Genomic DNA, 24,052 nt, shown 5'->3' with positions numbered 1-24,052 from the left:
AATACATGATGCTTAATACGGATTTAGAGTCCACAATTGCTTATTTGTTACTGGGAGGAAATTTAGGTAATAGAGAAGAAAATCTGGACCAGGCGATAGATTTAATCGGAAAAGGTATCGGGGAAATTGAGGTGATTTCTTCCCGTTACGAAACCGCTGCCTGGGGCAAAACCGATCAGCCCTCTTTTCTTAATCAGGCTGTGGCAGTTAAAACACGGCTCAGTGCCATTCAGGTTTTAGAGAAAGCTTTGGAAATAGAACAGGTTTTGGGACGGGTGAGAAAGGATAAGTGGGGCGAAAGGCTAATTGATATCGATCTGATTTTATTTGGAAACGAAGTTATTGATATTGCTGATAAACTCCAGGTTCCGCACCCTCATATGCAGAGCCGTAAGTTTGTGATGATGCCCCTTGCGGAAATTGCACCAGATATTGTCCATCCGGTATTGGGAAAAACTATTTTGGATATTAGCGAAAATATATCTGATCAGTTAGACGTTAACAAATTGTAATTGATTAGATTTGTAATATGCAGGATAACTATGATAATCATCCCTTAGATTTATCATATCTCACAGAAATGGTTGGTCACAATCCAGCTTTTATGATTGAAGTTTTCGACACATTTATGGAGCAAACTCCCATTTATTTGGCGGAGCTTGAACAAGCCTTGCTGGTTGGTAACTGGGTTAAGGTGAGTAATGGCGCCCATAAAATTAAGCCCACATTTAGCTATATCGGAAGAAATGATGTAAAGGATTTTGTGAGTGCCATTGAAGACAATGCACGACACCAGCTTGCCATAGAACAGATTCCTGCAGATGTTGAGCGGCTTAAAGAATTGCTGAACGGGATTTACATCCAGCTTGAGGTGGCGAAAACCGAAATGCAGTCGAAAATGCTTTAAAATTGTTTTACAGAGATCTTTTGTCGTGAGTTTCCTTTACTATTCAGCAGGTATTTTGCTTCCTCTGAAATGTAAAAATGAAAAGCAAATGTAGATTACCAGAATAAAAGGCACAGCCACAAATTTTAGCACAGCAATTAAAATGGCCGATAGGATTAAAAAGATAAATTTAATTTTATTTTTCTCCCAGCTCAGGTTTGAAAATTTTAAGGAGAAAATCCTGATCTCACTGATCAGCAAAAAGCTTGTTATGGCCGTGATGGCGAGGAGTAATAACGAAGAACTGACAATCTGTGGATAATCATCTGCAATGAACGACAATGAGCTGATAAATAAAGTATTCATAGGCGTATTCAAACCGATGAAGTCTTCCAATTGCCTGGTATCGTTATTAAACTTGGCTAATCTTAAAGCTGAAAAAACGGTTATCACAAATCCGAGGTAGGGTAGATATGGGGATGAATAATCACTTGCCTTCAGTAGCTGGAACATCAGTACCCCTGGCAAAAAACCGAAACTTACCATATCGGCAAGGGAGTCGAGATCTTTTCCTATTGCCGATTTTACGTTCAGCAGGCGGGCTACCATTCCGTCGAAAAAATCAAAAATCCCCGAAAGGATTACAAAATAGGCTGCGGCTTGTAGTTCACCTTTAAATGCAAGAACGATTCCGATGCAACCAGAAAACAGGTTTGCACAGGTAATTGCGTTAGGAAGATGCTTTTTCATAAAAACGGAAGATCGAATATGGAAGATGGGGACAGGAAGAAAAACTTTCTATTCCCCATCTTCCATTCTACATAATATTAACTGTTCATCGAAATTAAGAATTCTTCGTTGCTCTTTGTACCTTTTATTTGAGCTTGTACGAATTCCATGGCTTCCTGACTGTTCATATCCGCAAGGTGATTGCGTAAGATCCAAACACGTTGTAAAATATCTCTATCCAATAATAAGTCGTCACGGCGTGTGCTCGAAGCAGTAATGTCAATAGCAGGGAAGATACGTTTGTTCGATAATTTACGGTCTAATTGTAACTCCATGTTACCTGTACCTTTAAATTCTTCGAAAATTACCTCATCCATTTTAGAACCGGTGTCGGTTAATGCTGTTGCCAATATGGTTAACGAGCCACCATTTTCAATGTTACGTGCCGCTCCGAAGAAGCGTTTCGGTTTATGTAATGCATTCGCATCCACACCACCAGATAATATCTTACCTGATGCAGGAGCAGTAGTATTGTAAGCCCTTGCTAAACGGGTAATTGAATCCAGCAGGATAACCACATCATGTCCGCTTTCCACTAAACGCTTAGATTTCTCCAGCACAATGTTGGCAATTTTAACGTGACGTTCTGCCGGCTCATCGAAAGTAGAGGCAATTACCTCTGCTCTTACACTACGGGCCATATCAGTAACCTCTTCCGGACGCTCATCAATTAACAGAATAATCAAATAAACCTCAGGATGGTTTTTAGCGATTGCATTGGCAACTTCTTTAAGCAGGTTGGTTTTACCCGTTTTAGGTTGTGCTACAATCAGACCACGTTGTCCTTTACCAATTGGTGTAAACAAATCCATGATACGGGTTGAGTAGTTACTGTTATCCGTAAACAGGTTTAATTTTTCAGTTGGGAAAAGTGGTGTCAGGTAATCAAAAGGAACACGGTCGCGAACTTCTGCAGGGATTCTGCCATTGATTGTTTCAACACGAACCAGTGGGAAATATTTTTCACCTTCTTTCGGAGGACGGATACTTCCTTTTACAGTATCACCTGTTTTTAAACCAAAAAGTTTAATCTGAGATTGAGATACGTAAATATCATCCGGGGAGGTCAGGTAGTTATAATCTGCCGAGCGAAGGAAACCATATCCATCGGGCATGATTTCTAAAACACCTTCGTTGGTGATTACATTGTCAAAATCAAGGTTAGAGTAGCTGTTTTCAGTTTTATGATGATTGCCACCTCCGGGTTGTTTTTGCTGGCGGTTATCCTCACGGGGCGCTTTTTCCTGTTTTTCTTTTTGCTCAGGTTTTTGTTTCGGAGCGGGAGGCAAAACTTCTGCCGATTCCTCGATCAGTGCTGAAATTGGTTTGCTGCTTACTTCTTCCTGTTCAACAACCCGTTCCGGCTGGCGGTGTGGCTCGTCGAACAATGTAATCGAGTCGCTTTTTCTTTCCACTGGGGCAGGCGAATCGCTTTTAGTAAGTCTGGCTCGTTTTTTTACAGGCTTTTCGTCTGTAGCAGCGGCGGCAACTTTCTGGGTTTTGTCGGCTTTAACAGATTTTGTTTTTGCTATTGGTGCTGCTTCCGTTTCAGTTGGCGTAGCATCCGAATAGGGATCGGCACCTGCTCCGGCACTGGCAGCACTTATAATTTCCTGCTGGTGCAAAAGTACTTCAACAAGGTCTATTTTTCTTAGGGAGTCGGCACCCTCGATGCCATAGTTTTTTGCTAGCTCGCGTAACTCTGGAGTAAGCTTATCATTTAATTCTGTTTTGCTAAACATTCTAAATATATATGTTTCAAGAAATTTTTCATTTGCTATGGCGGATATTTCCTGCCATAAATGCATAGACCTAAAATATTTGTGTTGGCGTAGGCTCTGCGGTTTCGTTGTCTATAAAATCTTTAGGATTATAAAACGAGCTGAGTTTGTTAATTCGTATACTCAAAATGGTTTCATAATTGTTTACATGCTGAATGAAAACGATAAAATCGTTTTAAAAAATGGTAACAAAAAACAAGTCTTGATAAAATTTTTCTGGGATATTCAGATAAACGGTTGAGAAATTATGTTGCAATTGTATGTATTTGAAACGTAATCCGCAAGAAAAAGTTTAAATTGTTTATAAAAATAATTCAAGTGAGGATAATTTACTCGTTCAAAAAACTTTAAAAACCTCATATTTGCAGCAAATAAGCCGTTATATGACCAAACAACAACTTTTCGAGCAGATTCAAAAAAAACGTTCTTTTTTATGTGTTGGACTAGATTCATCGCTTGATAAAATCCCTCAGCACCTGTTGAAGTACGAAAATCCGATTTTGGAATTCAATAAACAAATTATTGATGCAACAAAAGATTTGTGTGTGGCGTATAAACCAAACACTGCATTTTATGAGTGTTACGGGAAAAAGGGTTGGGAAACATTGATTGAAACCTGGAAATATATTCCACAAGATACCTTTTCTATTGCCGATGCCAAGCGTGGAGATATTGGAAACACTTCGGCCATGTATGCTGAAACTTTTTTCAACGAAAAATCATCTGAAATGAGCTTCGATTCAGTAACCGTTGCGCCGTACATGGGCAGCGATTCGGTCACTCCATTTTTAACTTTTAATGATAAATGGGTAATTCTTTTAGCGCTTACTTCCAACACAGGCCACGCTGACTTCCAGTTACAGGAAATAGAAGGTGACAAACTTTTTGAAAAGGTGTTAAAAACATCACAACAGTGGGCTACCAATGAGCAAATGATGTACGTGGTAGGCGCCACCCGCGGGGCGGCTTTCGCTGATGTGCGTAAACTTGCCCCTGATCATTTTTTGCTTGTACCTGGCGTAGGTGCACAGGGGGGCGACTTGCAGGAGGTTTGTAAATACGGACTTAATGCCCAATGCGGATTATTGATCAATTCCTCCAGAGGCATTATTTATGCGGGTAAAGGTGAAGACTTTGCAGAAAAGGCAAGAGAAGAGGCATTGAAGCTGCAGAAAGAAATGGAAACGATATTGTCAGCGGCAGGACTTTTATAAATTTTATGCAAATCTTATCTTAAAGGGCGGGCTCTTTAGGATGTGATACCTTGTCAGCTAAGCTGGTTTTAATCCTCCCGAATATGAAACCCAAAATAGACCTAAAACTTATACTTGCCTTAACCGGCGTTGCGCTGATTTGGGGAACAACTTACCTGGGCATTCGGGTGGCCGTTGAAAGCATTCCAGCATGGTATGTTACCGCCATACGCCAAACCATTGCTTCAATAATCATTCTGATTATTTTGATTAAGCAAAAAGAATTAAAATGGATCGGGTGGCCGGCCTTTAAAAGACAGGTTTTACTGTCGCTGCTAATGGTTGTTGTTGCCAACGGCATGACCACGGTAGCAGAGAAAACCATTCCAAGCGGTTTAACATCGCTAATCAATGCCACCTCACCCTTGATGGTATTTTTAGGGTGTGTATTCCTTGGAATTCAAAAATCAAGTTTGAAAGGGTTTATCGGCGTATTCATTGGCTTTCTTGGGATAGTTTTTATATTCAGGGACGGTATCAACGATCTGTTAGAGCCTAATTACCGCAATGGTATTTTATCTTTGGTTGTGGCAGTTTCAGGGTGGACCATTGGTACCATTTATTCAAAAAAACACAGCGGAAAGCCTCAATACATATTTTTAAATCTGTTCTATCAGTTTGTATTTTCTGCAATTGTGCAGTTTGGACTTGCGTTAATCTTTTCCGGAAATGCCGATGTGTCATCCTGGAAAACATCAAGCATTTTTGCTGCAGTTTACCTCGCCATTTTTGGTTCAGTTCTGGGCTATTTCTGTTATCATTATGCATTGAAAAAGGTATCGGCATCAGAAGTGTCAATTCTGACTTACTTCAATACGGTTATTGCTATATTTTTGGGTTGGCTCATCCTCGATGAACACGTTGATATGGATTTAATTGTAGCAACGGTTTTGATTATTGCAGGTGTTTTTATCACCAATTATAAAAAGAAACCTCAAATCGCATAAATCAGATATATCGTTGATTGCCCTTTCTTCAACCACTATTCCAAGCTGGTAGTAGATTTTTTTTAAAACTAATGGGAATAATTTTTATCTTCAGTAATGGATTTTACGGAAGACTTTCTTCATTATGTATGGCAGTTCAGGTCGTTCAACAACCGGGATTTACAAACATGTGCCGGAGAGTCGCTGAACATCATTTACCAGGGTTTGTTGAACCGAAATGCAGGTCCTGATTTTGGCCATGCTAAGGTTCAGATTGGCAATACGCTTTGGGCCGGGAATGTTGAAATTCATATCAAATCGTCAGATTGGCTAAAGCACAACCATCAAAGCGATTTTGCCTATGAGAATGTCATTCTTCATGTGGTGTACGAGAATGACGTTGTGATCAAACGGATGGACGGTACAGTTTTGCCTGTTCTGGAATTAAAACACCTGATCGATGCTTCGCTTATTTCAAGATATGAAAGTCTTTTTCTAAACCTTACTGATTTTCCTTGCATTGCACAGATCAAAAATGTAGATCAACTGGTGATCAATTCGTTTTTGTCGCGTACCTTAATCGAGCGCTTTGAGAACAAAACAGCCGCTGTAATGGAAACTGTGGCGGCATTGAACGGAAACTGGGATGAAACATTTTACAGGTTTTTAGCCCGTAATTTTGGCTTCAAAGTAAACGCAGTTCCTTTCGAGCTTTTTGCAAAAGCACTGCCGCAACAAATTTTAGGTAAACATAAAAATAGCCCAATGCAGATTGAGGCACTGGTTTTTGGTACATCTGGATTTTTGGAGAATGATTATGAGGACGAATATCCTAAGCGTTTGAAATGTGAATTTCGTTTTTTGCAAAACAAATACGGTATAAAGCCTATTGAAGTTTCCATGTGGAAATTTTTAAGGATGCGTCCGCAAAATTTTCCCTCCCTTCGCCTCGCTCAGTTCGCAGCACTGATTATTAAAGCAAACCATCTTTTTTCGAAAGTGATGGAGATGGAGGACGTGACTGAACTTCGTGCCTTATTTGAGTTGTTGCCTGTAAATGAATATTGGCTTACGCACTATCATTTCAGGAAAGAAACAGCACGGGTAGGGATACAGATTGGTAAAGCCTCAGTCGACAATCTGTTGTTGAATACAGTTGCGTTGTTTTTATTCGCTTATGGTAAGCACACCGGAACGGATCGCTATGTTGCCAGGGCAATAATACTCCTGGAAAGTCTCCCGGCCGAACACAATGCAATTACCGATAAATTTGCAGAAGCAGGTGTTAAAATTGAACACGCATTTGCTTCTCAGGGAATTTTGCAGCTTAAAAAATACTTTTGCGACAACAAGAAATGCATGTCTTGCGGGATTGGTATTAAAATATTGAAGCAAGCGTAAAACTTTCTAACCTCTAATCGGTTTGATGAATATGGAATTCCCACACGAACTTAAAGAACATTACCCTGATAAAATTATCGAAGTACGAGGAAATGCAGATGCATTGACTGTAATTCTGAACGCAGGTGTAGACATTGAGAAGTTCAAAAATGAACTGAAGAGGAAATACACAGGTTTAGAAGAGCAACAGATTTTGTTCATTAAACATGAGGACAGGCAAGATTTTGAAAAATTGATTTTAGAATAATTTCTTATCTCTTTGCACGTTTTACTCAAATAATATTGCTAAATTAGTTATTATAAATAACCAGTTATTTTGCTTCCGATAGTTTTGTTTTTTAGTGAAATTTAATAAGCTTAAAATGTTTCAGAGAATTATAACTTATTTTGAGCAACAGAGCTTTGGCGTATCTACGTATTTGGCTAATAAGTTAAATATGAGTACCGCAAAAGTTCGCCTCTTTTTTATCTATTCGTCATTTTTGGCAGTAGGTTTTCCTATATTATTTTATTTTCTCGCCGCAGTTGTGCTGGATATCAGGACTTATATGAAGCGGATGAGGTCGAGGATCTGGGAGTAACATTTAATCTTCCCGCAAAATTTCTGCGATTTCATTATAGCCTTTTTCTGCTGCCAGATCTGCAGGTAATTTTCCACCTTCCATGCGCAGGCCAACTTCTGCACCATGCTCGAGCAGTAGTATAATCAGCTCGATATTTCCGAGTTGCGCGGCGCTGTGTAGCGGAGCAAGGCCCGCCTTCTGGCAAACATTAGGGTAGGCGCCCGCATCTAATAACATCTTAGTAATATTGATGTTGTTTGCTGCTACAGCTGAGTGAATAGGGAACACATTAAAGCCATTTTTTGAGGCCAGGTTTACGTCGGCGCCCTTTAGTACCAGAAACCTCGCAAGGTCTTCGTGACCAAAGTAACAAGCCAACCCAAGAGGAGTAAAACCATCTTCCGAAAATTCATTCAGGCTATCTGGTTTCTGAAATATGAGCAGGGTAGCAGCATCAAATTTGCCAACTGCACAAGCTTCAAATAATGTTAAATCATCAGTAAATTCGGCAATCACGTCAGCAATAGCCTGTTTCTTATAATAACACGCTAAAAGCAACGGTGATATGTTGTGTGATGTATTTGTATTGGCTAACCGCGGGTTTTGAACCAAGATTGCTTTTACTGCTTGTAAATTACCTGTTTCAATGTACTCTTCGAGTTGGGTTATACTCATATATCAAGTTTTTTCTTCAAATGAAAGATTTAAATTAATAAAAAATTAACAAAGCGAAGAAAAACGTAAATAATTGAGATGTTCGGGGTGAAAAATTAAACGTAGGATTTGAGGTGTTTGGTATAAATGCCATTTTCGGATGGATTAATAATTGGCAAGTAATCATCATCAATGAATCAGTGACCCTGTTTAAACAAGAATCCCGTTTTATCCTCTCGCAGGATAAAACGGGATAAACCTAAAACAAAATCCGTTTCATTTGACAAAACGTACAACTTGTGTGTTGTACCTAAATAGACTGATTTTCTTCATTAAGGTTTAATATCCGTGGAATATATTATTTATGGTACTAATAAAACTATATCTTTTATATTTGTTAAATATTAATTTCAGTACAGAAAATGGCGATAAGGGGAAACCAGTTTAAAACCAATACGTTCAAAGAAAAAGGTGCCGAAAATGCATCCGGGAGGTCGTCTTCTAGTCGCCAGCCTAAAGAGAAAAGGGAATTCCTGCCAAATTTTGACTTGCAGGATGGGCGTGCAGTAAAAATAGTGGGTTTATTTTTTGTTATCCTTTCTCTTTATTTTTTAATTGCCTTTACCTCTTATTTGTTCACGTGGCAGGATGATCAAAGTTATGTTATTGATGCCAACGGGGGCTGGGGTAATCTTTTCAAAACCGCGGAAGAATTAAAAAATTCTGGGGTAATTATTCCTGTTGTTCAAAACTGGTTAGGGAAATTTGGAGCGCTGTTGTCTCACCAGTTTATTTACGAGTGGTTTGGAATTGCCTCTTTCTTATTTGTGCTGGCATTTTTTATTATTGGCTACCGCCTTCTTTTTAAAGTTAAAATTCTTTCCATATCAAAAACACTAGGATATAGCTTTTTCTTTTTATTATTTATTTCATTAACATTAGGATTTGCCCATAGCTTCTGGTCAGAATCGCCGCATTATGTTGAAGGAGAGTTTGGCTTTTGGAGCAATAGATTATTAGCTGCACAGGTAGGTGCTGCAGGCGTTGCTGGCTTAATCGCGTTTGCAGGTTTAACCATCCTTATCATTGCCTATAATATCGACTTCAAGCTACCAGAGCGTAAGGAAAAAGAAGTTTATCTTGATAATGATACGCCGGATTACGTAAATGAAGTGAGGGAGAAATTTGCGCGTAATAAGGAAGTGGAAGAACCTTCCGAATCTATAGAATTTCCGGTTAGGGATAAGCCCAATTTAAATAACGATCGTAAACAACAAAACGTGGTGCTCAAGCCTGGCAGATTCGAAGATCGAGAAGAACCTGAGGATGACGTCATTGCTCCTGTGGTTCTATCTCCGTTGGCTACTAATTTACCTTTACCCACTCCTCCGGCATCCATACCAGTTGCAGCTGCCGCAGCGGCTTCGATGCCACTGACTGTTGAGCCTGCAATAGAAGAAGAGCGGGAACCTGATTTTACGATCGAGAAAACCGAAGAAGAGAAAAAATCTGATGATCTGGTTGAACAGTTTGGTAATTACGATGAAAAACTGGATTTATCCGGTTATAAATATCCTACAATTGATTTACTTGAAAATTACGGTACCAATAAAATTTCTGTAAATGCAGAGGAACTGGAGGCCAATAAGAATAAAATTGTAGAAACGCTTAATCACTACAATATCGAAATCGATAAGATTAAAGCAACCATTGGTCCTACGGTTACACTATACGAAATCATTCCTGCTCCGGGGGTAAGGATTTCGAAAATCAAAAACCTGGAAGACGATATTGCGCTTTCTCTGGCGGCTTTGGGGATTCGTATTATTGCGCCAATGCCAGGAAAAGGTACTATAGGTATTGAGGTGCCTAATCAGCATCCGGAAATGGTGCCAATGCGCAGTATTTTAAATACAGAAAAATGGACCAGCAATACGATGGATTTACCGATTGCCTTGGGTAAAACTATCAGCAATGAGGTTTTCATTGCCGATTTGGCCAAAATGCCCCACTTACTGGTAGCAGGTGCTACAGGCCAGGGTAAATCGGTTGGTATCAACTCTATTCTGGTATCGTTACTGTTTAAAAAGCACCCCGCCCAGTTAAAGTTTGTACTGGTAGATCCGAAAAAAGTGGAGTTAACCCTGTTCAACAGAATAGAGCGCCATTTTCTGGCTAAACTACCAGGAGAAGCTGATGCAATTATTACCGATACCAAAAAAGTTGTCAATACTTTGAACTCTTTGTGTATTGAAATGGATCAACGGTATGATTTATTAAAAGATGCTCAGGTAAGGAATTTAAAGGAGTACAATGATAAATTCATCAAGCGTAAACTTAATCCGAACAACGGTCACAGGTTTTTACCTTTTATTGTACTGGTGGTAGATGAGTTTGCGGATCTGATGATGACTGCCGGCAAAGAGGTGGAGGCGCCAATTGCCCGATTGGCACAGCTGGCACGTGCTATTGGTATCCATTTGGTTCTGGCTACCCAGCGTCCTTCGGTGAATATTATTACAGGAACAATCAAAGCCAACTTCCCTGCAAGGTTAGCCTTCAGGGTACTCTCTAAAATTGATTCACGGACCATTCTTGATAGTGGTGGTGCGGATCAGCTGATTGGACGGGGAGATATGCTTTTGTCTACGGGAAGCGACTTAATCAGGCTACAGTGTGCGTTTGTCGATACACCAGAGGTAGACAGGATTTCCGAATTTATCGGTAATCAGCGCGGTTATGCGGATGCTTATCAGCTTCCAGAATATATCGATGAAGCAGGAGAGGGAAGCAAAGCTGATTTTGATCCTAATGAACGCGATAAGTTTTTTGAAGATGCTGCACGCCTCATCGTAATGCACCAGCAAGGTTCTACTTCACTTATACAACGTAAGCTGAAACTTGGTTATAACCGTGCCGGGCGTATTATTGATCAGCTGGAGGCTGCGGGCATTGTAGGCCCTTTTGAAGGAAGTAAGGCCAGAGAAGTTTTATATCCCGATGAATATTCTTTGGAACAATTCTTGAACGGTATGGATGACAAAGATTAGATTAAACTAATACTAATTAATCTGCTCTAACATTTCAACAAAAAATTAAATACACAAGATGAAAAAACTAATTTCGGCATTAATGGTTGTGGTTGCCTTTGCTACCTCAACTTATGCTCAAACCGATGCGAAGGCTAAAGCTATTTTGGCAGAGGTAAGTAAAAAATACAAATCCTACAATATCGTAAAGACTGATTTTACCTTTACTTTAGATAATCCGAAAGCCAAAGTGAAAGAGACTCAGCAGGGTACACTGTATGTGAAGGCAAATTCCAACAAATATAAAGTTGCAATGACTAACCAGGAGTTATTTAGTGATGGTAAAAGCCAGTGGACCTACCTAAAAAAAGATAAAGAAGTTCAGGTGAGCAGCATCGACCCTAATAGTGATGCAATTAATCCGGCCAAAATCTTTACTGTTTATGAAAAAGGCTTTAAATACATCTACACTGGTGACGAGAAAGTGGGTGGCAAAACATATCAAATGATCGATCTTACGCCCGTAGATGCAAAAAAATCGATCTTTAAAGTGAGATTAAGTATCGACAAAACAGCCAAGCAAATTGCAAACGTAGTTTTGTTTGATAAAAACGGAAATAAATACACTTATAATGTGAAAACCTTTTCATCTAACGTGAACGTTCCGGAAACTACTTTTGCTTTTGATGCCAAAAAATATCCTGGTGTTGAGGTTGTCGATTTAAGATAATATTCTTTTCTTTTTTCGGAATGAGATTAAAAGGTTCAGGTATCGTTACCTGAACCTTTTTTTATATCTTTTCGTCGCTGTCTTTATGAATGCTGCTCATATTTCTCTAAGTTTGTTCCAATGTCATTGCCACTAACAAACCATACTTTAGAAAAACTCGAACTGTTGCTTTTTGCGATGGGTTATAAGGTACGTTATGAGAAAGGGAATTTTAAAACAGGATCTTGCCTGCTGGAGCATAACAAAGTTATTGTGGTTAACAAATTTTCTAACCTTGAAGGCAAAATAGCTGCGCTGGTTACACTGGTTAAACAAACCAACGCTGACGAAAATCTTTTGGATGAAAAGCAACGTCAGTTTTACCATTCACTACAGCAAACGGAATTATTTTAATGCACACAGAACAAACAATTTTATGCGTAGAGAGGAGCGTTTTTTAGGATGAAGATTACTTTTTTAGGCACCGGTACCTCGCAGGGAGTTCCAGTAATTGCATGTAATTGTGCTGTGTGTACTTCTACAGATAAAAAAAATAACCGGTTACGGACATCAGTTCTAGTTGAAACAGACGATAAAACCATAGTGGTAGATAGCGGCCCTGATTTTCGTTACCAGCTCTTGCGTGAAGGGATAAAGGATTTAGATGCTGTATTATTCACTCATGAACATAAGGATCATATCGCGGGCTTGGATGATATCCGTCCCTTTAATTACCTTTTGCACAAGGTTATTGATGTGTATGCTACAGAGCGCGTTCAAAATGCTTTAAAAAGGGAATTTTATTACATATTTGCGGATACTAAATACCATGGATTGCCACAGATTAATCTGCATACTGTGGTTAATGGTGAGGAATTCAAGATTGGCAAAAACACCATAAAACCTATTGAAGTGATGCATCATTTGTTGCCAATCACTGGTTATCGTATTGGCGATTTTACATACATCACTGATGCAAAAACCATAACACCAGAAAGTGTGGAAACAATCCGTGGAACAAAAGTCCTTGTAATTAACGCATTGCAGAAGGAAGCCCATATTTCGCACTTCACCCTGAGTGAAGCTATTAATTTTGCACAAATGATTGGTGCTGAAATAACTTACCTTACGCATATCAGCCATAATTTAGGACTACATGAACAAGTAGAGCAGGAGTTGCCTGCGAATATCAGACTGGCTTATGACGGTTTAAAAATAGAATTGTAATTCGCTGTTCCGAAAATCTAAAATTAATTTATATTTGCAGCACAAACCCAGGTGGCGAAATTGGTAGACGCACCATCTTGAGGGGGTGGCGCTGGCAACGGCGTGGCAGTTCGAATCTGCTTCTGGGTACAACCGGACTTTGAACATTTCAAAGTCCGGTTTTTTTATGTTAAATCGGCGTTTTTTGCCATGTTAGATAGGAGCAATGTCTTTTCTCTTTCCACAAATACTCAATAGATCGCATGTTCGTGATATGCCCAGTGGGTTGGCTTCCAGTACAATAAAGTCAGCCTTTTTACCAATTTGTAAAGCACCCTGTTAATCACTGATGCCCGATATTTTCGCCATAAAATAGCATCCTCGTCCCTGAAATAAAACTACGATGTAGTTTTGCGTTTGCACACCATAAATACATATTTAGGTCAATACATACATTTGGGAAGGATCAGGTAACCTTCCTCCAGGGTTCCGATGGCCTCATACTTATTGTCGGTGAAGAAATGGCCTACCAGTGCGGCGGTTATCGCATCAATCTCATCATGGCTGGTCAGTTCAGAGCTAAAATTGCCCTTTAAACCAAATTGCTGTAAACCGTTAATTAGTTGAGGTAAGTCTTTCTGTTTTCTTGGTATGCCCAGAATATCTTGTGCAGCACCAGGAAAGCTTTCTATCACCGTGTAGCCCAAGGATCGAAAAATGTGGGCCAGCTTAATCCCCCTCAAGGTCAGCTGCTGCATACTCCTGATCAATGGAGGATAAGATCTGATCCCTCTTTTGGACATCATTCGTTCGCAAGTTCTGGTTATTCCAAAGGCTGCCCTGCCTGGGTCGTCGTCAAACACCGACAATCGACCAAATGGGAGCGAAAGGGGAGAATCAATTGAAACAACGGCCGGATTTGCCGAGACTGTTTGATTGATAAGATCCTCATTGGTATACAATCTTGAGGTGCTTGCCAAATCGCCACGTAATGCGCACCAGCCCGAAGCTTTTTTCTCACTACCGGTAAGGTCAATGCCCACCGAATTAAGGAATGTTCCAGATGTAAAATCAGAAAAACTGAATGGCAATTTTTTATTGCGGTCAATATCTATCATAAGGCTCCTAATTCATGTTCTTAAATACGTAACCATCTATTGTGCCAGAAACTTTGATATCTCCCCATTTACCTTTAATGTCCTTCGAATCGGGGATGACAATGTTATAGGTCCATGCACCATGATTTGGGATATAATTTAATGTCAGTTCTTTGTTTTTTAATAGTTCTTTCATACCCTTTTATATTCAAAAAACCAATGAGTTTAAGTAATCTTCTAACTATTATTTAACAGCGCAATTGTTTTTTCTCTGATAAAACCTTCCTTGTCTTTTTTTACTTCTTCGAGCATTGCTTTTCTTTCTTTTGGAAGTGCAAAATATTTATCAGCCCATAAGTTGATTTCCATCATCAAGGGAAGTAGGTCAACGCCTTTTGGGGTTAGCTTGTATAAAACTTTCGCTTTGCTTTCCGGGTGGCCATGCTTCGTGATTATTCCATTTGTTTCGAGGGTCAGCAATCTGGAAGCCAAAATATTGGTCGCTATTTTTTCATCCGACTTCAAGAAGTCGCCATACGTGCATTCTTTGGCAAACATCAGGTCCCTAACGATCAGCAAAGACCATTTGTCTCCCCAAATATCCAATGAGCTGCTAATAGGGCAGTCAGACCGTTTTTTTATATCCTTCATAAAATAAATTATAAAATCACTTGCAAATTAAAAGTTGTTTATATATTTGCACTTGCAAAACGCAAGCAAAATTACTTAATTAAACTATAGATGCAATGGAAAAAGCAATAATTTTTGAACCTTATACCCTAAGTGGCCTAATGCTGAGCAACCGTCTGGTTATGGCACCAATGACACGTTCCCGTGCCAATAACGAAGGTAATGTAGCTACAGAATTAATAGCAGAGTATTATGCCCAACGAGCCACGGCAGGACTTATCATTACGGAAGGAACTTTCGTTAATGAAGAGGCTATAGGTGTGGTAAATGTACCCGGAATTTATACAGATGAACAGGTAAAGGGCTGGAAACTAACCACAGAGGCCGTACACCAAAAAGGCGGAAGAATATTCGCACAATTATGGCACACTGGTGCTTATTCGCATCCAGACCTCCACAATGGTAAAAAACCCTTAGCACCATCCCACGTAAACCCGGAACAACAGGTATTTACTGCTGAAGGTTTTAAAGTATCAGAAACACCCCAGCCCATGACGATCGAGGATATCAAAAGAACAATTAACGCATTTAAGCAAGCTGCTCTTAATGCTTTTGAAGCAGGTTTTGATGGTGTAGAATTGCATGGCGCCAATGGTTATCTGTTACAACAATTTTTCAGCAAAAACACTAACGTGCGTACAGATGAATATGGTGGTTCGGTAGAAAACCGGGCAAGAATCCTGTTTGATATTTTGGATGAACTGAAACGATCGGTTGACATTACAAAAGTTGGTGTTCGTTTAAATCCTTCGCTAAATGGCATTATGGGCATTTTAGTAGATCATGAAACCATAGCTCTTTATGATTATATCGTAAACAGATTAAATGACTACGGACTGGCCTACCTGCACCTGATAGAGCCTTTTACCGATGTATCTGCAATTCCATATGCGGTACAGGAAGTAGCCAGACATTTCCGTCAGATTTACAAGGGCACCATCATCATCAACCGTGGTTTTAACAAGGAAACAGCAACCAAAGTATTAGCTAATGGCTATGCGGACCTGGTGTCCTTTGGCGTGCCATTTTTAGCAAACCCGGATTTGGTAGACCGATTTAGGACAAATGCTGCCCTTAACATACCTGACCAGAATACTTTTTATACACCAGGCGAAAAAGGGTACACCGATTATCCAACGTTGGATAAATAACATATAAGTTCTTAAACTCAACAATCATGAAAACAACAGGAAATACAATATTCATCAGCGGCGGAAGTGCTGGTATTGGTTTGGCGATTGCTAAAAAATTAAGTGGGGCAGGTAATCATATAATCATCAATGGACGTGATGAAGCGCGTCTTCAGCACGCCTTAAAAGAATTAAATAGTGCAGTAGCAATTCAGGGCGATTTATCTATAAAAGCAGATAGAGTTCGGATCGCAGAAGATCTGAGAACCAACCATCCAGAGGTTAACATCGTCATTAATAATGCTGGTGCTGCTTTTATGAATGATTTAAGCGATACCAACAATGATGCTGCTGAAAAAGCATACCACGAAATGAATACCAATTACATCAGTGTAATTGATTTCACTGCCTTAACTTTGCCCTTACTTTTAAAACACGAAGAGGCAGCAATTGTAAATGTTTCCTCCATCGCTGTATTCAGGTCAAATAAATATCTGCCAACCTACTCGGCAAGTAAAGCGGCACTGCACAGCTACACGCAGGGATTGAGAGATACATTTTCAGATAACGAAAATTTAAATATTTATGAGCTTTATCCGCCTTTGGTAAATACCGGGTTTTCTGCAGAAATTGGTGGAGCGAATGGAATTCCGGCGTCGGAAGTGGCAGATGAACTGTTCATCGCATTGGAAAAAGATCAATTTGAGATTCCGGTTGGCGACACAAAGAAAATCCACGAATTGGTTGTTCCAGTTACAGAAAATGTTCCTCACTAATTTCAACAGGTAATGGATTTAATAGGAAAAACAATACTTATCACTGGTGGTGGTTCGGGTATAGGATTGGAAGCGGCAAAGCAATTTTTGGAAATTGGGGCAAGGGTAATCATTACGGGCAGAAATCAGGACAAATTAAATGCCGCAAAGAAACTGTATCCCAGTTTAATTGCTATACAAAGTGATGCAGGTAATGAAGCAGATGCCCAATTCCTTTTTGACAAAGTTAAAGAACTTGGCGGGATTGATATACTGTACAACAATGCCGGTGTTGGTGTTCCGCCTACCAATTTGGGTATAGCAAACGACAAGCATCTCAAAGGTGCTATTTACGAAATGGAGGTCAATTATTTTGGTGTTATCCGCCTGAACAATCTTTTTATGGAAATGCTCAAATCAAGAAAGGAAGCGGCCATCATTAATACCACTTCCATCTTAAGTATTGTGCCATCAATGATAGAAGCTACCTACTCGGCATCAAAATCTGCACTGGCCTTCTATACTAAGTCTTTAAGGGGGCATCTACAAATTTTGAACAGCAATTTAAAAGTTTTCGAACTGCTGCCGCCACTGGTAGATACGGAAATGGTTGCAACCCGCGATGATAAAAAAATAAGTCCCGAAACGTTGGTGAAAGAACTGATAGGAGGATTGGAAAAAGACCAATTTACCATTCGTGTTGGCGATGCGAAGTTGATCTATGCATTGAACCGACTTTTCCCGAAATTGACCTTTGGATTGATCAATCCAAAGAAATCGGAAGCAATATTAAAATCATAACCATCAGAATGAAAGCATATACCATTAATAAATACGGAAAAAAGGAAACGTTACATCTTAACGATGTGCCAGTTCCGCAGGTAAAAGACAACGATGTGTTGATAGAGATTCATGCAGCAGGCTTAAACCTATTGGACACTAAGATAAAATCGGGAGAGTTTAAACTGATTTTACCTTATAGGCTTCCGCTAGTGTTGGGACATGATGTTGCAGGTGTGGTAACCAAGGTGGGGAAAAATGTGAAAAAATTCAAGGTCGGCGATGAAGTTTATTCACGACCTGCCGATTTTCAGATTGGTACATTTGCAGAATTTATTGCCATAGACGAAAAGGACGTTGCGTTTAAACCCAAAAACCTGACGATGGAGGAAGCCGCATCAATTCCATTGGTAGGGCTGACCGCATGGCAGGCGCTGGTAGAAAAAGCAAATCTTAGAAAAGGGCAAAAAGTTTTCATCCAGGCAGGTTCCGGTGGTGTAGGTACCATTGCCATTCAATTGGCAAAACACTTGGGTGCAACGGTTGCCACAACGGCCAGCGAAAAAAGTTTTGCCCTGCTTAAGGAACTTGGTGCAGATGTGTTGATTGATTATAAAACACAGGACTTCGAAGATATACTAAAAGACTATGATGCCGTACTGAACAGTCAGGATACGAAAACCCTTGAAAAATCAATCCGCATCCTAAAACCTGAAGGAAAGGCAGTTTCCATTTCTGGTCCGCCAACACCAGAATTTGCAGAAGAAGCAGAAGTACCGTGGTTTGTAAAAATCATTCTTAGACTTATTAGCAGCAGAATCCGCAGGAAAGCAAAAAAACAAAATGTCAACTATACTTTCTTATTTATGAGGGCAGAGGGCGAGCAGTTAAATAAAATCACTGAGCTTATAGAGGCAGGTGCCATACAACCGATTATAGACAAGGTATTTTCATTTGAGCAAACCAACGAAGCTTTAACCTATGTTGAAAGTGGACGTGCCAAAGGGAAAGTTGTAGTGAAAGTGAAGTAAGGCCATAGCTTCTATCCTGAAATGCTCAGCTCAGATTTCCCAGTATTTCTACGAAAGGAATAAATTTTAGCTGTAGCCTATTTCTCTTTTTCCTGTACTGGCTCCTGCACTTTTTCCATTTGCGCCGCCTGGATACTATCTGGAGTAATATTACCCATAGCTACTTGAACCTTATTTTTAAAGCCTGATACCACCATGTCTTTTCCCGCTAATAAAGCATCATAACCGTCTTTGGCGACAATGGCCGGATCAGAAAGTTCACCCTCGTGAACAATTTTAGAATCCAGCATATCCGCTTTATTGAAAAAGTCAGTATTGGTATAATATCAAACGACGGTTAAAAACCGGAAACAGAATCAGCTGAAAATCTATAACAGAGTAGGCAACATTTAAAACTTGAAATTATGAAAATGCAAGAATTGAATTTAAACGAAATGAAAGAAATTAACGGTGGTGGAATTTTTGGTAACAATGACTCCGCAAGTTCTGGTGGTTTGGGCGGTGCGCTGAATATCGGCAATCTGTTATCATTTTCTAATTCTACACAGGATGGAGATGAGTCCAGCAGTACCTCGTTCTCATTAGGTAATAACATTGGTGGCAGCTTAGCTGGTATCTTTGATAGCCTTAAATCATAATCCATAACGGGTCATGATAGGATGGGAAGCACTGCAAAGTGCTTCCTTTTTAGTTTTAGCGACATGTCTATCTAACTGCATCGAACTACTTTATTAATTAATTTCACGGAAGGCCTCGAAGTAGCGAGGTCTTTTTTGGTTTAGCGGTCCCTTAAAACCAACAGAAGTGTTTTTTCAGAGAACATCTCCCTCAGTACGCTTGTTTTAAGGAAACATTAACATCAAAATAAAAACCTATGAAATTTATCAAAACCGCATCCGCTAGCGGAGAAGAAGTCAGTATCCATTACCAGGACCTTGGAAAAGGCCGTCCAGTGATTCTCGTCCATGGCTGGCCCTTGGATCACCAGATGTGGGACTACCAGTCTGCTGCCTTGACTGATGCGGGCTTTCGCGTAATCAGTTACGACCGCAGAGGATTCGGTAAATCCGATAAACCCCTGGATGGTTACGATTATGATACCCTCGCCGATGATCTCAAAGCGGTAATTGAAGAGTTAAAGCTGGAAGATGCGGTATTGGCCGGATTTTCGATGGGCGGAGGGGAAGTGGTGCGTTACTTTAGCCGTCATGGCGGAAAGGGTATTGCCAAAGCCATCCTGATCAGCTCCATTGCGCCATACATGCTACAGACCGCAGACAATCCGGACGGAGTGCCCCAGGAAAAGATTGATGAGATCGCCGCTGGCCTCATAGCAGATCGTCCGGGATTTCTGGGCACGTTTACCAAACAGTTTTATGGACAGGGACTGCTTAATAAACCGGTAAGCAGTGAAAGACTGGCTACCGATCTGAATATTGCCATGCAGGCAACGCTGAAATCGACTCTTGGCTGCGCGGCAGCTTTTTCTTCGACGGATTTACGGGGGGAAATGAAAACGATCAATGTACCAACCCTCATCATTCACGGCGATGAAGACCAGACCGTGCCGATCAAAGCGACCGGTGAACAAGCGGCCCAGTTACTCCCTGAAGCAGAGTATATCGTTTATGAAGGGGAACCGCATGGACTTTTCATTACTGCAAAAGACCGTTTAAATGCTGATCTGATAGATTTTATTTCCCGGAGCTAAAACATCGCATGCTAAAAATTAAATAGCAGCGCCAATCGGCGCTGCTATTAAGTTAAAAGCAACCTGTTATTGATAACGCGCAAAAAGGTTTTTACTTCTTTCTCATATACTTTATCCAGAGCACATCATGTTCAATCTTTTTGACCTGAGTGAGCTTTAACAAAGTGGATTTGGCTTTCTTTACTTTTTCGTCTATCTCAAATACCGAAGAATTTTCGGTGCTACCGTCGGCAAGGGGCAGGAGCAACTGATGGAATTCATCGATCAGCCCTTCATTTAAAAAGCTGCCGTTGAGGTGGCCGCCACCTTCCAGCATAAGCTTTTTGATGTCGAACAGGCTGCGCAGTTTCTCCAGAGCAGTCTCCAGGTTAACCTGCTTCTTCCCGGCAAAAATATAAGATACGCCGATTTTCTGTAGCTGTGCAAGATAGCCATCTTTGACCTGTTCGGTCAGGATCGTAATGACATGATCGCCCTGCATGTCCGGTTTTATCCACCCTAGCTTCCCCTTTCCGTCCAGGGCAATGGCAAAGGTGTTAGCGTTTTTGCGGGCCACAAAATCGGTCCTGGGGATACTTTCCTTGGTTTTGCGGATCACCGGTCTGGCGTAATTTGTAAAATCCTTTTCCATGGTTTTGCGCCCCACAATCCATGCGCCGATACCGATGCGCTCATGTACCTTTTCAAAACTTTCTTTGAGCAGTTCCACGGGTTTGCTTTTGCCCCATTTCTCTCCCAGTATCTTTCCATCCAAAGAAGTCATCATCAGGCAGATTACTTTTGGTGTTTTATTTTTCATCTTTTTTAAATCTTATTTTTATCATTTATCTGTTACATATTTCAACAGGTGCTCAAGTCACACCTTAGGCCTGTAAGTTGCTTATTGCAATTCCCAGTTGGCTTGTTTTCGTCGTTTTCTTCCCACTCCTGCGGCTGTTTATCTTTTGCATCGCTCATCATATCGCTTTTATCCCTGGAAAACAACCTAAAAGGCCAATGGTTCAATAGATGTTAATTTAGGCACAAGACTGATATCTCATCTGGAAATTTGCACCTGCGACTAAAGCTGACCTACGAAACCGTCACTTCAAAGCTCAACTCCCAAACCTTTTACCTGTTTGCCTGGTTAGTAAAGAAATAAATTTATGATATACCATGGAAAATAATAATGAAATCATCAGTGACCTGAAAGGATTAATCAATATTTTAAATGACGGTAAAGAAGGCTACTATTCTGCCGCTGAAACCACAGATAGCCCAGAACTAAAAAGCCTGTTTACCGGTTTTGCCACACAGCGCGAGGCCTATGCAAACGAATTAACGGCTCACATTACCCAGCATGGCGGACATTCAGAAAATGAGAGTGGTGGCATACTGGGCGCACTACACCGCACCTGGATAGACATCAAGCAGGCATTAAGCAGCAAGGATGACATCGCTATTTTAAGCGCCATAGAAACCGGAGAAAAAGCAGCAATTGAAAAATTCGACGCCGCACTCGATGACCAGGCTATTCATGCCGATCACATAGAACTGCTACAAAAACAAAGAACCGCCATCCGCGAAGCGTTAAATGAAATTGAAACCTACCGCGGGCGCCTCGAAGGCCTTAACAATTTGTAAAAACCTGTCGTCCATACTCCATCAGCTATGACAGTAAAGACATGATAGCCAACTGGGATAAACCGGATCAGGAAAAAATTCCTGATCCCCGGGAAATCGGGGAACACTTTACCAATCAAAAAAAGCGGTAGAGAATGGTCTATTTTGCATGTTTTGACCGGTGTGCAAAACTATTGATTCTCTTTAGCAGCCACTTAAAAAAAGTAGCTTGCAGATGGAATTAAAGATGGTAATTTTGTTACATGAAGGTTATGGTAAAAGCTATAGAAGAGACAGATTTCTTGCAGGATCAGGCACTCGCAAAGATCATGAACAGCCGGCTGAAGCGTGCTGCAACCGAACTTCAGGATTTTCATCTGGTCCTTCTCTCTCAAAAAAGGTTTGCCATTGACGAACTGCTCATCCACATCAGTTATAATTCAAAATATAAAATCCGCTATCATATTTTAACGGCCGTGCCAGCCAATATTGAAGGTTTTGTTGCAGAACGATGTGGCAGACTAGGTTATATTTTATGGAAGTCGATGGTTCCTGCCCATTACTAGAGAATCTCAATTAGCGTATTTGGGCGCAGTTTTAGATTGGAGGTGTTATATTGCTGAAATTATTTTCGCTCATTTCCAATCGCTTAAGGAAATTCACTTGTTAGTGTCCGATATCCTGATATTTTTGCTGCATGACAGTAACAGTTCTTCCCATCTTCGAAACTGATTTTAAGCCTGAAAAAGCCCTTGCCAAAGTGATGAACGACCGTTTGAAGCGTGCAGCAACTGAATTACAGGATGTACATTTAAAGACATTGTCGGGCAGAGGATTTTCTTCTGATGATCTGGTAATCTACCTGAGTTATAATCCTAAGTTCAAAATTCGCTTCCGCATTGTAAATGATGTTCCAGCTGATATAGAATACCATGTGGCTGAACTATGCGGCCGCCTTGGATATATACTTTGGAAAGCAAATGCAATAGGGGTAAGTCAGGAAAAGGGATAGATAAGCAAAAGTTAATTAAAAAATAAAGACCGTACCCTCCGGATACGGTCTCTAATCTAAATTAACGCTCTCAATCTTATGATTGATGCAAGGCTCTCACCCCTTGCGGTATCAAAGGTATAACTTAAACTCTGAAAAATAAAATAGCTGTAGTCATTTTTTTGTTTAATTCTATACTTTAACCCGCTATACCTAATCGTTCCAGATTTTAAAAGTTTTTAATTTAACTTTTCTGACTTTAACCATATCAAGGTATTATGATCTGAATACCGGTAAACATCTTTCCACCAGTTTGCACCGCCGCGGCAGGAGGTATACAATAATTTGTTTTTTTGATTTAAGGTTACGTCACACAGACCAGCGCAACTGGCTTTAGGATGATCAGGATCATTCAGGGCCTCAAACCTTTTCGACGAAGGATGGTACAGATAAATACTGAATATTCTGTACACACCCATTCCGGCATCGGGAATGGAAAATGCCACATCATCATAGCCATCAAAATTATAATCGGCTATAGTACCCATGCGAAGCGGATCTGGTTGATCAAAGTCGGGCAGCTGCTTAAGTTTTGAACTGCCATCTGGATAGCTAAAAAGCAACGGCTTATTTGTGCTATGACTGAATGAGATCAATGTGCCATGAAGCAGGTATTTATCCAGTGTGGTAGTAATATTCCTATTTGTAGCTGTCTCAAGCTTAAAAATTTTGTTATCCTTATTACGCTTATACCATGCTGTTGATGAACTTCCAGCTTCCATACTCAATCCATAGCTGCCGGTCGCCTTCCCATCAATTACCTCGTCCCAAACGTAAACTACTTTTGATACGCCACCTTTTGCCACTCTGCTTTTTAACTTCAAAGGTATAAAACCATGTTGGCCAAGATATTGCACAAAAGCCCCTTTACCATCGGCGCCGGGGTAAATAGAGAGCTGAAAAGCTTTATGGATCCCGGTAGACCGGAGTACAACAGGCTGTGCACCTGCAAAGGAAAATAGCATTGAAAATAGGATTATGATCGTGAATTTCTTGGACATACTTTTC

29 protein-coding genes and 1 tRNA gene are annotated in these 24,052 nt (G+C 40.3%); 21 read left to right on the top strand and 9 right to left on the bottom strand.

Annotated elements, in window-relative coordinates; all coding sequences use genetic code 11:
* The first annotated feature begins 5 nt into the window (after positions 1-5).
* Positions 6-512 carry a 2-amino-4-hydroxy-6-hydroxymethyldihydropteridine diphosphokinase gene (gene folK / locus AB669_RS10730; RefSeq protein ID WP_047799303.1) on the top strand — a complete coding sequence of 169 codons (507 nt, stop codon included), beginning with the start codon at positions 6-8 and terminating at the stop codon, positions 510-512.
* Positions 513-529: 17 nt separating this feature from the next.
* Complete coding sequence (locus AB669_RS10725; RefSeq protein ID WP_047799302.1) at positions 530-907, top strand: Hpt domain-containing protein; 378 nt, start codon at positions 530-532, stop codon at positions 905-907.
* A 39-nt stretch (positions 908-946) separates the two neighbouring features.
* Here the strand turns inward: AB669_RS10725 and pssA are convergent, their stop codons facing one another.
* Positions 947-1,636: a CDP-diacylglycerol--serine O-phosphatidyltransferase gene (pssA, locus tag AB669_RS10720; RefSeq protein WP_047799301.1), complete on the bottom strand. Its 690-nt coding sequence runs from the start codon at positions 1,634-1,636 to the stop codon at positions 947-949.
* A gap of 77 nt (positions 1,637-1,713) precedes the next feature.
* The gene (gene rho, locus AB669_RS10715) at positions 1,714-3,417 is read right to left on the bottom strand and encodes a transcription termination factor Rho (RefSeq protein ID WP_047799300.1); all 1,704 of its coding nucleotides are present in this window, start codon (positions 3,415-3,417) and stop codon (positions 1,714-1,716) included.
* A 422-nt stretch (positions 3,418-3,839) separates the two neighbouring features.
* On the opposite strand from rho, the gene pyrF reads away from it, so the two are divergent.
* The 5 genes from pyrF (at position 3,840) to AB669_RS10685 (ending at position 7,617) form a co-directional block, all read left to right on the top strand.
* Positions 3,840-4,670: an orotidine-5'-phosphate decarboxylase gene (pyrF, locus tag AB669_RS10705; protein ID WP_047799298.1), complete on the top strand. Its 831-nt coding sequence runs from the start codon at positions 3,840-3,842 to the stop codon at positions 4,668-4,670.
* Positions 4,671-4,753: 83 nt separating this feature from the next.
* Positions 4,754-5,656 carry a DMT family transporter gene (locus AB669_RS10700; RefSeq protein ID WP_047799297.1) on the top strand — a complete coding sequence of 301 codons (903 nt, stop codon included), beginning with the start codon at positions 4,754-4,756 and terminating at the stop codon, positions 5,654-5,656.
* A 96-nt stretch (positions 5,657-5,752) separates the two neighbouring features.
* Entirely contained in the window at positions 5,753-7,036 is a 1,284-nt protein-coding gene (locus AB669_RS10695) for a DUF2851 family protein (protein ID WP_047799296.1), read from the top strand.
* 25 nt (positions 7,037-7,061) lie between these two features.
* On the top strand, positions 7,062-7,283 hold the full coding sequence (locus AB669_RS10690; RefSeq protein ID WP_156166729.1) for a hypothetical protein: 222 nt from the start codon (positions 7,062-7,064) through the stop codon (positions 7,281-7,283).
* 115 nt (positions 7,284-7,398) lie between these two features.
* Complete coding sequence (locus AB669_RS10685) at positions 7,399-7,617, top strand: PspC family transcriptional regulator (protein WP_047799560.1); 219 nt, start codon at positions 7,399-7,401, stop codon at positions 7,615-7,617.
* Positions 7,618-7,620: 3 nt separating this feature from the next.
* On the opposite strand, the gene AB669_RS10680 is transcribed toward AB669_RS10685, so the two are convergent.
* Positions 7,621-8,274, bottom strand: a complete 654-nt coding sequence (locus AB669_RS10680) for an ankyrin repeat domain-containing protein (RefSeq protein WP_047799294.1) — start codon at positions 8,272-8,274, stop codon at positions 7,621-7,623.
* A 401-nt stretch (positions 8,275-8,675) separates the two neighbouring features.
* Between AB669_RS10680 and AB669_RS10675 the strand changes: the two genes are divergently transcribed.
* From AB669_RS10675 to AB669_RS10655, 5 genes are all read left to right on the top strand, one after another.
* Positions 8,676-11,303, top strand: coding sequence for a DNA translocase FtsK (locus AB669_RS10675; RefSeq protein ID WP_047799293.1), 2,628 nt, complete (start codon positions 8,676-8,678; stop codon positions 11,301-11,303).
* A 58-nt stretch (positions 11,304-11,361) separates the two neighbouring features.
* Positions 11,362-12,012: an outer membrane lipoprotein carrier protein LolA gene (locus AB669_RS10670; RefSeq protein ID WP_047799292.1), complete on the top strand. Its 651-nt coding sequence runs from the start codon at positions 11,362-11,364 to the stop codon at positions 12,010-12,012.
* Positions 12,013-12,132: 120 nt separating this feature from the next.
* Positions 12,133-12,405: a hypothetical protein gene (locus AB669_RS10665; protein WP_047799291.1), complete on the top strand. Its 273-nt coding sequence runs from the start codon at positions 12,133-12,135 to the stop codon at positions 12,403-12,405.
* A gap of 48 nt (positions 12,406-12,453) precedes the next feature.
* The gene (locus AB669_RS10660; protein WP_047799290.1) at positions 12,454-13,218 is read left to right on the top strand and encodes an MBL fold metallo-hydrolase; all 765 of its coding nucleotides are present in this window, start codon (positions 12,454-12,456) and stop codon (positions 13,216-13,218) included.
* Positions 13,219-13,263: 45 nt separating this feature from the next.
* A tRNA-Leu gene (locus AB669_RS10655) sits at positions 13,264-13,347 on the top strand.
* 293 nt (positions 13,348-13,640) lie between these two features.
* On the opposite strand, the gene AB669_RS10650 is transcribed toward AB669_RS10655, so the two are convergent.
* From AB669_RS10650 to AB669_RS10645, 3 genes are read right to left on the bottom strand one after another with little or no spacing between them, the layout of a single operon-like run.
* Positions 13,641-14,315, bottom strand: a complete 675-nt coding sequence (locus AB669_RS10650; RefSeq protein WP_053058370.1) for a DUF429 domain-containing protein — start codon at positions 14,313-14,315, stop codon at positions 13,641-13,643.
* Positions 14,316-14,322: 7 nt separating this feature from the next.
* Positions 14,323-14,490 (bottom strand): DUF1905 domain-containing protein, encoded by a 168-nt coding sequence (locus tag AB669_RS22160; protein ID WP_156166728.1) that lies wholly within the window; start codon positions 14,488-14,490, stop codon positions 14,323-14,325.
* A 41-nt stretch (positions 14,491-14,531) separates the two neighbouring features.
* Positions 14,532-14,945 carry a helix-turn-helix domain-containing protein gene (locus tag AB669_RS10645; protein ID WP_047799289.1) on the bottom strand — a complete coding sequence of 138 codons (414 nt, stop codon included), beginning with the start codon at positions 14,943-14,945 and terminating at the stop codon, positions 14,532-14,534.
* 95 nt (positions 14,946-15,040) lie between these two features.
* On the opposite strand from AB669_RS10645, the gene AB669_RS10640 reads away from it, so the two are divergent.
* Genes AB669_RS10640 through AB669_RS10625 form a run of 4 tightly spaced genes read left to right on the top strand, consistent with a single transcriptional unit; the run spans position 15,041 to position 18,680 of the window.
* The gene (locus AB669_RS10640; protein ID WP_047799288.1) at positions 15,041-16,135 is read left to right on the top strand and encodes an alkene reductase; all 1,095 of its coding nucleotides are present in this window, start codon (positions 15,041-15,043) and stop codon (positions 16,133-16,135) included.
* A gap of 26 nt (positions 16,136-16,161) precedes the next feature.
* Positions 16,162-16,890: an SDR family oxidoreductase gene (locus tag AB669_RS10635; RefSeq protein ID WP_047799287.1), complete on the top strand. Its 729-nt coding sequence runs from the start codon at positions 16,162-16,164 to the stop codon at positions 16,888-16,890.
* Positions 16,891-16,902: 12 nt separating this feature from the next.
* Positions 16,903-17,670, top strand: coding sequence for an SDR family oxidoreductase (locus tag AB669_RS10630; protein ID WP_047799286.1), 768 nt, complete (start codon positions 16,903-16,905; stop codon positions 17,668-17,670).
* Between the two features lie 8 nt (positions 17,671-17,678).
* Positions 17,679-18,680, top strand: coding sequence for an NADP-dependent oxidoreductase (locus tag AB669_RS10625; protein WP_047799285.1), 1,002 nt, complete (start codon positions 17,679-17,681; stop codon positions 18,678-18,680).
* Between the two features lie 77 nt (positions 18,681-18,757).
* Here AB669_RS10625 and AB669_RS10620 read toward each other — a convergent pair whose 3' ends face one another.
* Positions 18,758-18,970 carry a hypothetical protein gene (locus AB669_RS10620; RefSeq protein ID WP_047799284.1) on the bottom strand — a complete coding sequence of 71 codons (213 nt, stop codon included), beginning with the start codon at positions 18,968-18,970 and terminating at the stop codon, positions 18,758-18,760.
* Positions 18,971-19,084: 114 nt separating this feature from the next.
* Here AB669_RS10620 and AB669_RS10615 point away from each other — a divergent pair, with 114 nt between their 5' ends.
* Both AB669_RS10615 and AB669_RS10610 read left to right on the top strand, forming a co-directional pair.
* Positions 19,085-19,318 (top strand): hypothetical protein, encoded by a 234-nt coding sequence (locus AB669_RS10615; protein WP_047799283.1) that lies wholly within the window; start codon positions 19,085-19,087, stop codon positions 19,316-19,318.
* 314 nt (positions 19,319-19,632) lie between these two features.
* On the top strand, positions 19,633-20,391 hold the full coding sequence (locus AB669_RS10610) for an alpha/beta fold hydrolase (RefSeq protein ID WP_231582662.1): 759 nt from the start codon (positions 19,633-19,635) through the stop codon (positions 20,389-20,391).
* Positions 20,392-20,482: 91 nt separating this feature from the next.
* Here the strand turns inward: AB669_RS10610 and AB669_RS10605 are convergent, their stop codons facing one another.
* Positions 20,483-21,190, bottom strand: a complete 708-nt coding sequence (locus tag AB669_RS10605; protein ID WP_047799281.1) for a RibD family protein — start codon at positions 21,188-21,190, stop codon at positions 20,483-20,485.
* Between the two features lie 356 nt (positions 21,191-21,546).
* Between AB669_RS10605 and AB669_RS10600 the strand changes: the two genes are divergently transcribed.
* From AB669_RS10600 to AB669_RS10590, 3 genes are all read left to right on the top strand, one after another.
* A complete protein-coding gene (locus tag AB669_RS10600; protein ID WP_047799280.1) occupies positions 21,547-22,014 on the top strand; it encodes a PA2169 family four-helix-bundle protein in 468 nt (155 codons plus the stop codon).
* Between the two features lie 251 nt (positions 22,015-22,265).
* Positions 22,266-22,559, top strand: a complete 294-nt coding sequence (locus AB669_RS10595; protein ID WP_231582661.1) for a hypothetical protein — start codon at positions 22,266-22,268, stop codon at positions 22,557-22,559.
* Between the two features lie 131 nt (positions 22,560-22,690).
* A complete protein-coding gene (locus AB669_RS10590) occupies positions 22,691-23,005 on the top strand; it encodes a hypothetical protein (RefSeq protein WP_047799278.1) in 315 nt (104 codons plus the stop codon).
* 218 nt (positions 23,006-23,223) lie between these two features.
* Here AB669_RS10590 and AB669_RS21540 read toward each other — a convergent pair whose 3' ends face one another.
* A complete protein-coding gene (locus tag AB669_RS21540; RefSeq protein WP_053058369.1) occupies positions 23,224-24,009 on the bottom strand; it encodes a hypothetical protein in 786 nt (261 codons plus the stop codon).
* Positions 24,010-24,052 lie beyond the last annotated feature (43 nt).

The sequence above is a fragment of the Pedobacter sp. BMA genome, from assembly GCF_001027745.1.
Taxonomy (GTDB): Bacteria; Bacteroidota; Bacteroidia; order Sphingobacteriales; family Sphingobacteriaceae; genus Pedobacter.
The sequence above is the reverse complement of the archived record's forward strand: the minus strand, read 5'-3'. Positions and strand labels throughout refer to the sequence as shown.

Bases quoted from the DNA above. Each gene is read 5' to 3' on its own strand.
- rho (WP_047799300.1), bottom strand. From the start codon at position 3,417: ATGTTTAGCAAAACAGAATTAAATGATAAGCTTACTCCAGAGTTACGC.
- AB669_RS10620 (WP_047799284.1), bottom strand. From the start codon at position 18,970: ATGCTGGATTCTAAAATTGTTCACGAGGGTGAACTTTCTGATCCGGCC.
- AB669_RS10650 (WP_053058370.1), bottom strand. From the start codon at position 14,315: ATGATAGATATTGACCGCAATAAAAAATTGCCATTCAGTTTTTCTGAT.
- AB669_RS10605 (WP_047799281.1), bottom strand. From the start codon at position 21,190: ATGAAAAATAAAACACCAAAAGTAATCTGCCTGATGATGACTTCTTTG.
- AB669_RS10590 (WP_047799278.1), top strand. From the start codon at position 22,691: ATGACAGTAACAGTTCTTCCCATCTTCGAAACTGATTTTAAGCCTGAA.
- AB669_RS10625 (WP_047799285.1), top strand. From the start codon at position 17,679: ATGAAAGCATATACCATTAATAAATACGGAAAAAAGGAAACGTTACAT.
- AB669_RS10600 (WP_047799280.1), top strand. From the start codon at position 21,547: ATGGAAAATAATAATGAAATCATCAGTGACCTGAAAGGATTAATCAAT.
- AB669_RS22160 (WP_156166728.1), bottom strand. From the start codon at position 14,490: ATGAAAGAACTATTAAAAAACAAAGAACTGACATTAAATTATATCCCA.
- AB669_RS10665 (WP_047799291.1), top strand. From the start codon at position 12,133: ATGTCATTGCCACTAACAAACCATACTTTAGAAAAACTCGAACTGTTG.
- AB669_RS10595 (WP_231582661.1), top strand. From the start codon at position 22,266: ATGGTAAAAGCTATAGAAGAGACAGATTTCTTGCAGGATCAGGCACTC.
- folK (WP_047799303.1), top strand. From the start codon at position 6: ATGATGCTTAATACGGATTTAGAGTCCACAATTGCTTATTTGTTACTG.
- pssA (WP_047799301.1), bottom strand. From the start codon at position 1,636: ATGAAAAAGCATCTTCCTAACGCAATTACCTGTGCAAACCTGTTTTCT.
- AB669_RS21540 (WP_053058369.1), bottom strand. From the start codon at position 24,009: ATGCTATTTTCCTTTGCAGGTGCACAGCCTGTTGTACTCCGGTCTACC.
- AB669_RS10670 (WP_047799292.1), top strand. From the start codon at position 11,362: ATGAAAAAACTAATTTCGGCATTAATGGTTGTGGTTGCCTTTGCTACC.
- AB669_RS10700 (WP_047799297.1), top strand. From the start codon at position 4,754: ATGAAACCCAAAATAGACCTAAAACTTATACTTGCCTTAACCGGCGTT.
- AB669_RS10630 (WP_047799286.1), top strand. From the start codon at position 16,903: ATGGATTTAATAGGAAAAACAATACTTATCACTGGTGGTGGTTCGGGT.
- AB669_RS10695 (WP_047799296.1), top strand. From the start codon at position 5,753: ATGGATTTTACGGAAGACTTTCTTCATTATGTATGGCAGTTCAGGTCG.
- AB669_RS10640 (WP_047799288.1), top strand. From the start codon at position 15,041: ATGGAAAAAGCAATAATTTTTGAACCTTATACCCTAAGTGGCCTAATG.
- AB669_RS10660 (WP_047799290.1), top strand. From the start codon at position 12,454: ATGAAGATTACTTTTTTAGGCACCGGTACCTCGCAGGGAGTTCCAGTA.
- AB669_RS10635 (WP_047799287.1), top strand. From the start codon at position 16,162: ATGAAAACAACAGGAAATACAATATTCATCAGCGGCGGAAGTGCTGGT.
- AB669_RS10645 (WP_047799289.1), bottom strand. From the start codon at position 14,945: ATGAAGGATATAAAAAAACGGTCTGACTGCCCTATTAGCAGCTCATTG.
- AB669_RS10615 (WP_047799283.1), top strand. From the start codon at position 19,085: ATGAAAATGCAAGAATTGAATTTAAACGAAATGAAAGAAATTAACGGT.
- AB669_RS10675 (WP_047799293.1), top strand. From the start codon at position 8,676: ATGGCGATAAGGGGAAACCAGTTTAAAACCAATACGTTCAAAGAAAAA.
- AB669_RS10685 (WP_047799560.1), top strand. From the start codon at position 7,399: ATGTTTCAGAGAATTATAACTTATTTTGAGCAACAGAGCTTTGGCGTA.
- AB669_RS10725 (WP_047799302.1), top strand. From the start codon at position 530: ATGCAGGATAACTATGATAATCATCCCTTAGATTTATCATATCTCACA.
- pyrF (WP_047799298.1), top strand. From the start codon at position 3,840: ATGACCAAACAACAACTTTTCGAGCAGATTCAAAAAAAACGTTCTTTT.
- AB669_RS10680 (WP_047799294.1), bottom strand. From the start codon at position 8,274: ATGAGTATAACCCAACTCGAAGAGTACATTGAAACAGGTAATTTACAA.
- AB669_RS10690 (WP_156166729.1), top strand. From the start codon at position 7,062: ATGAATATGGAATTCCCACACGAACTTAAAGAACATTACCCTGATAAA.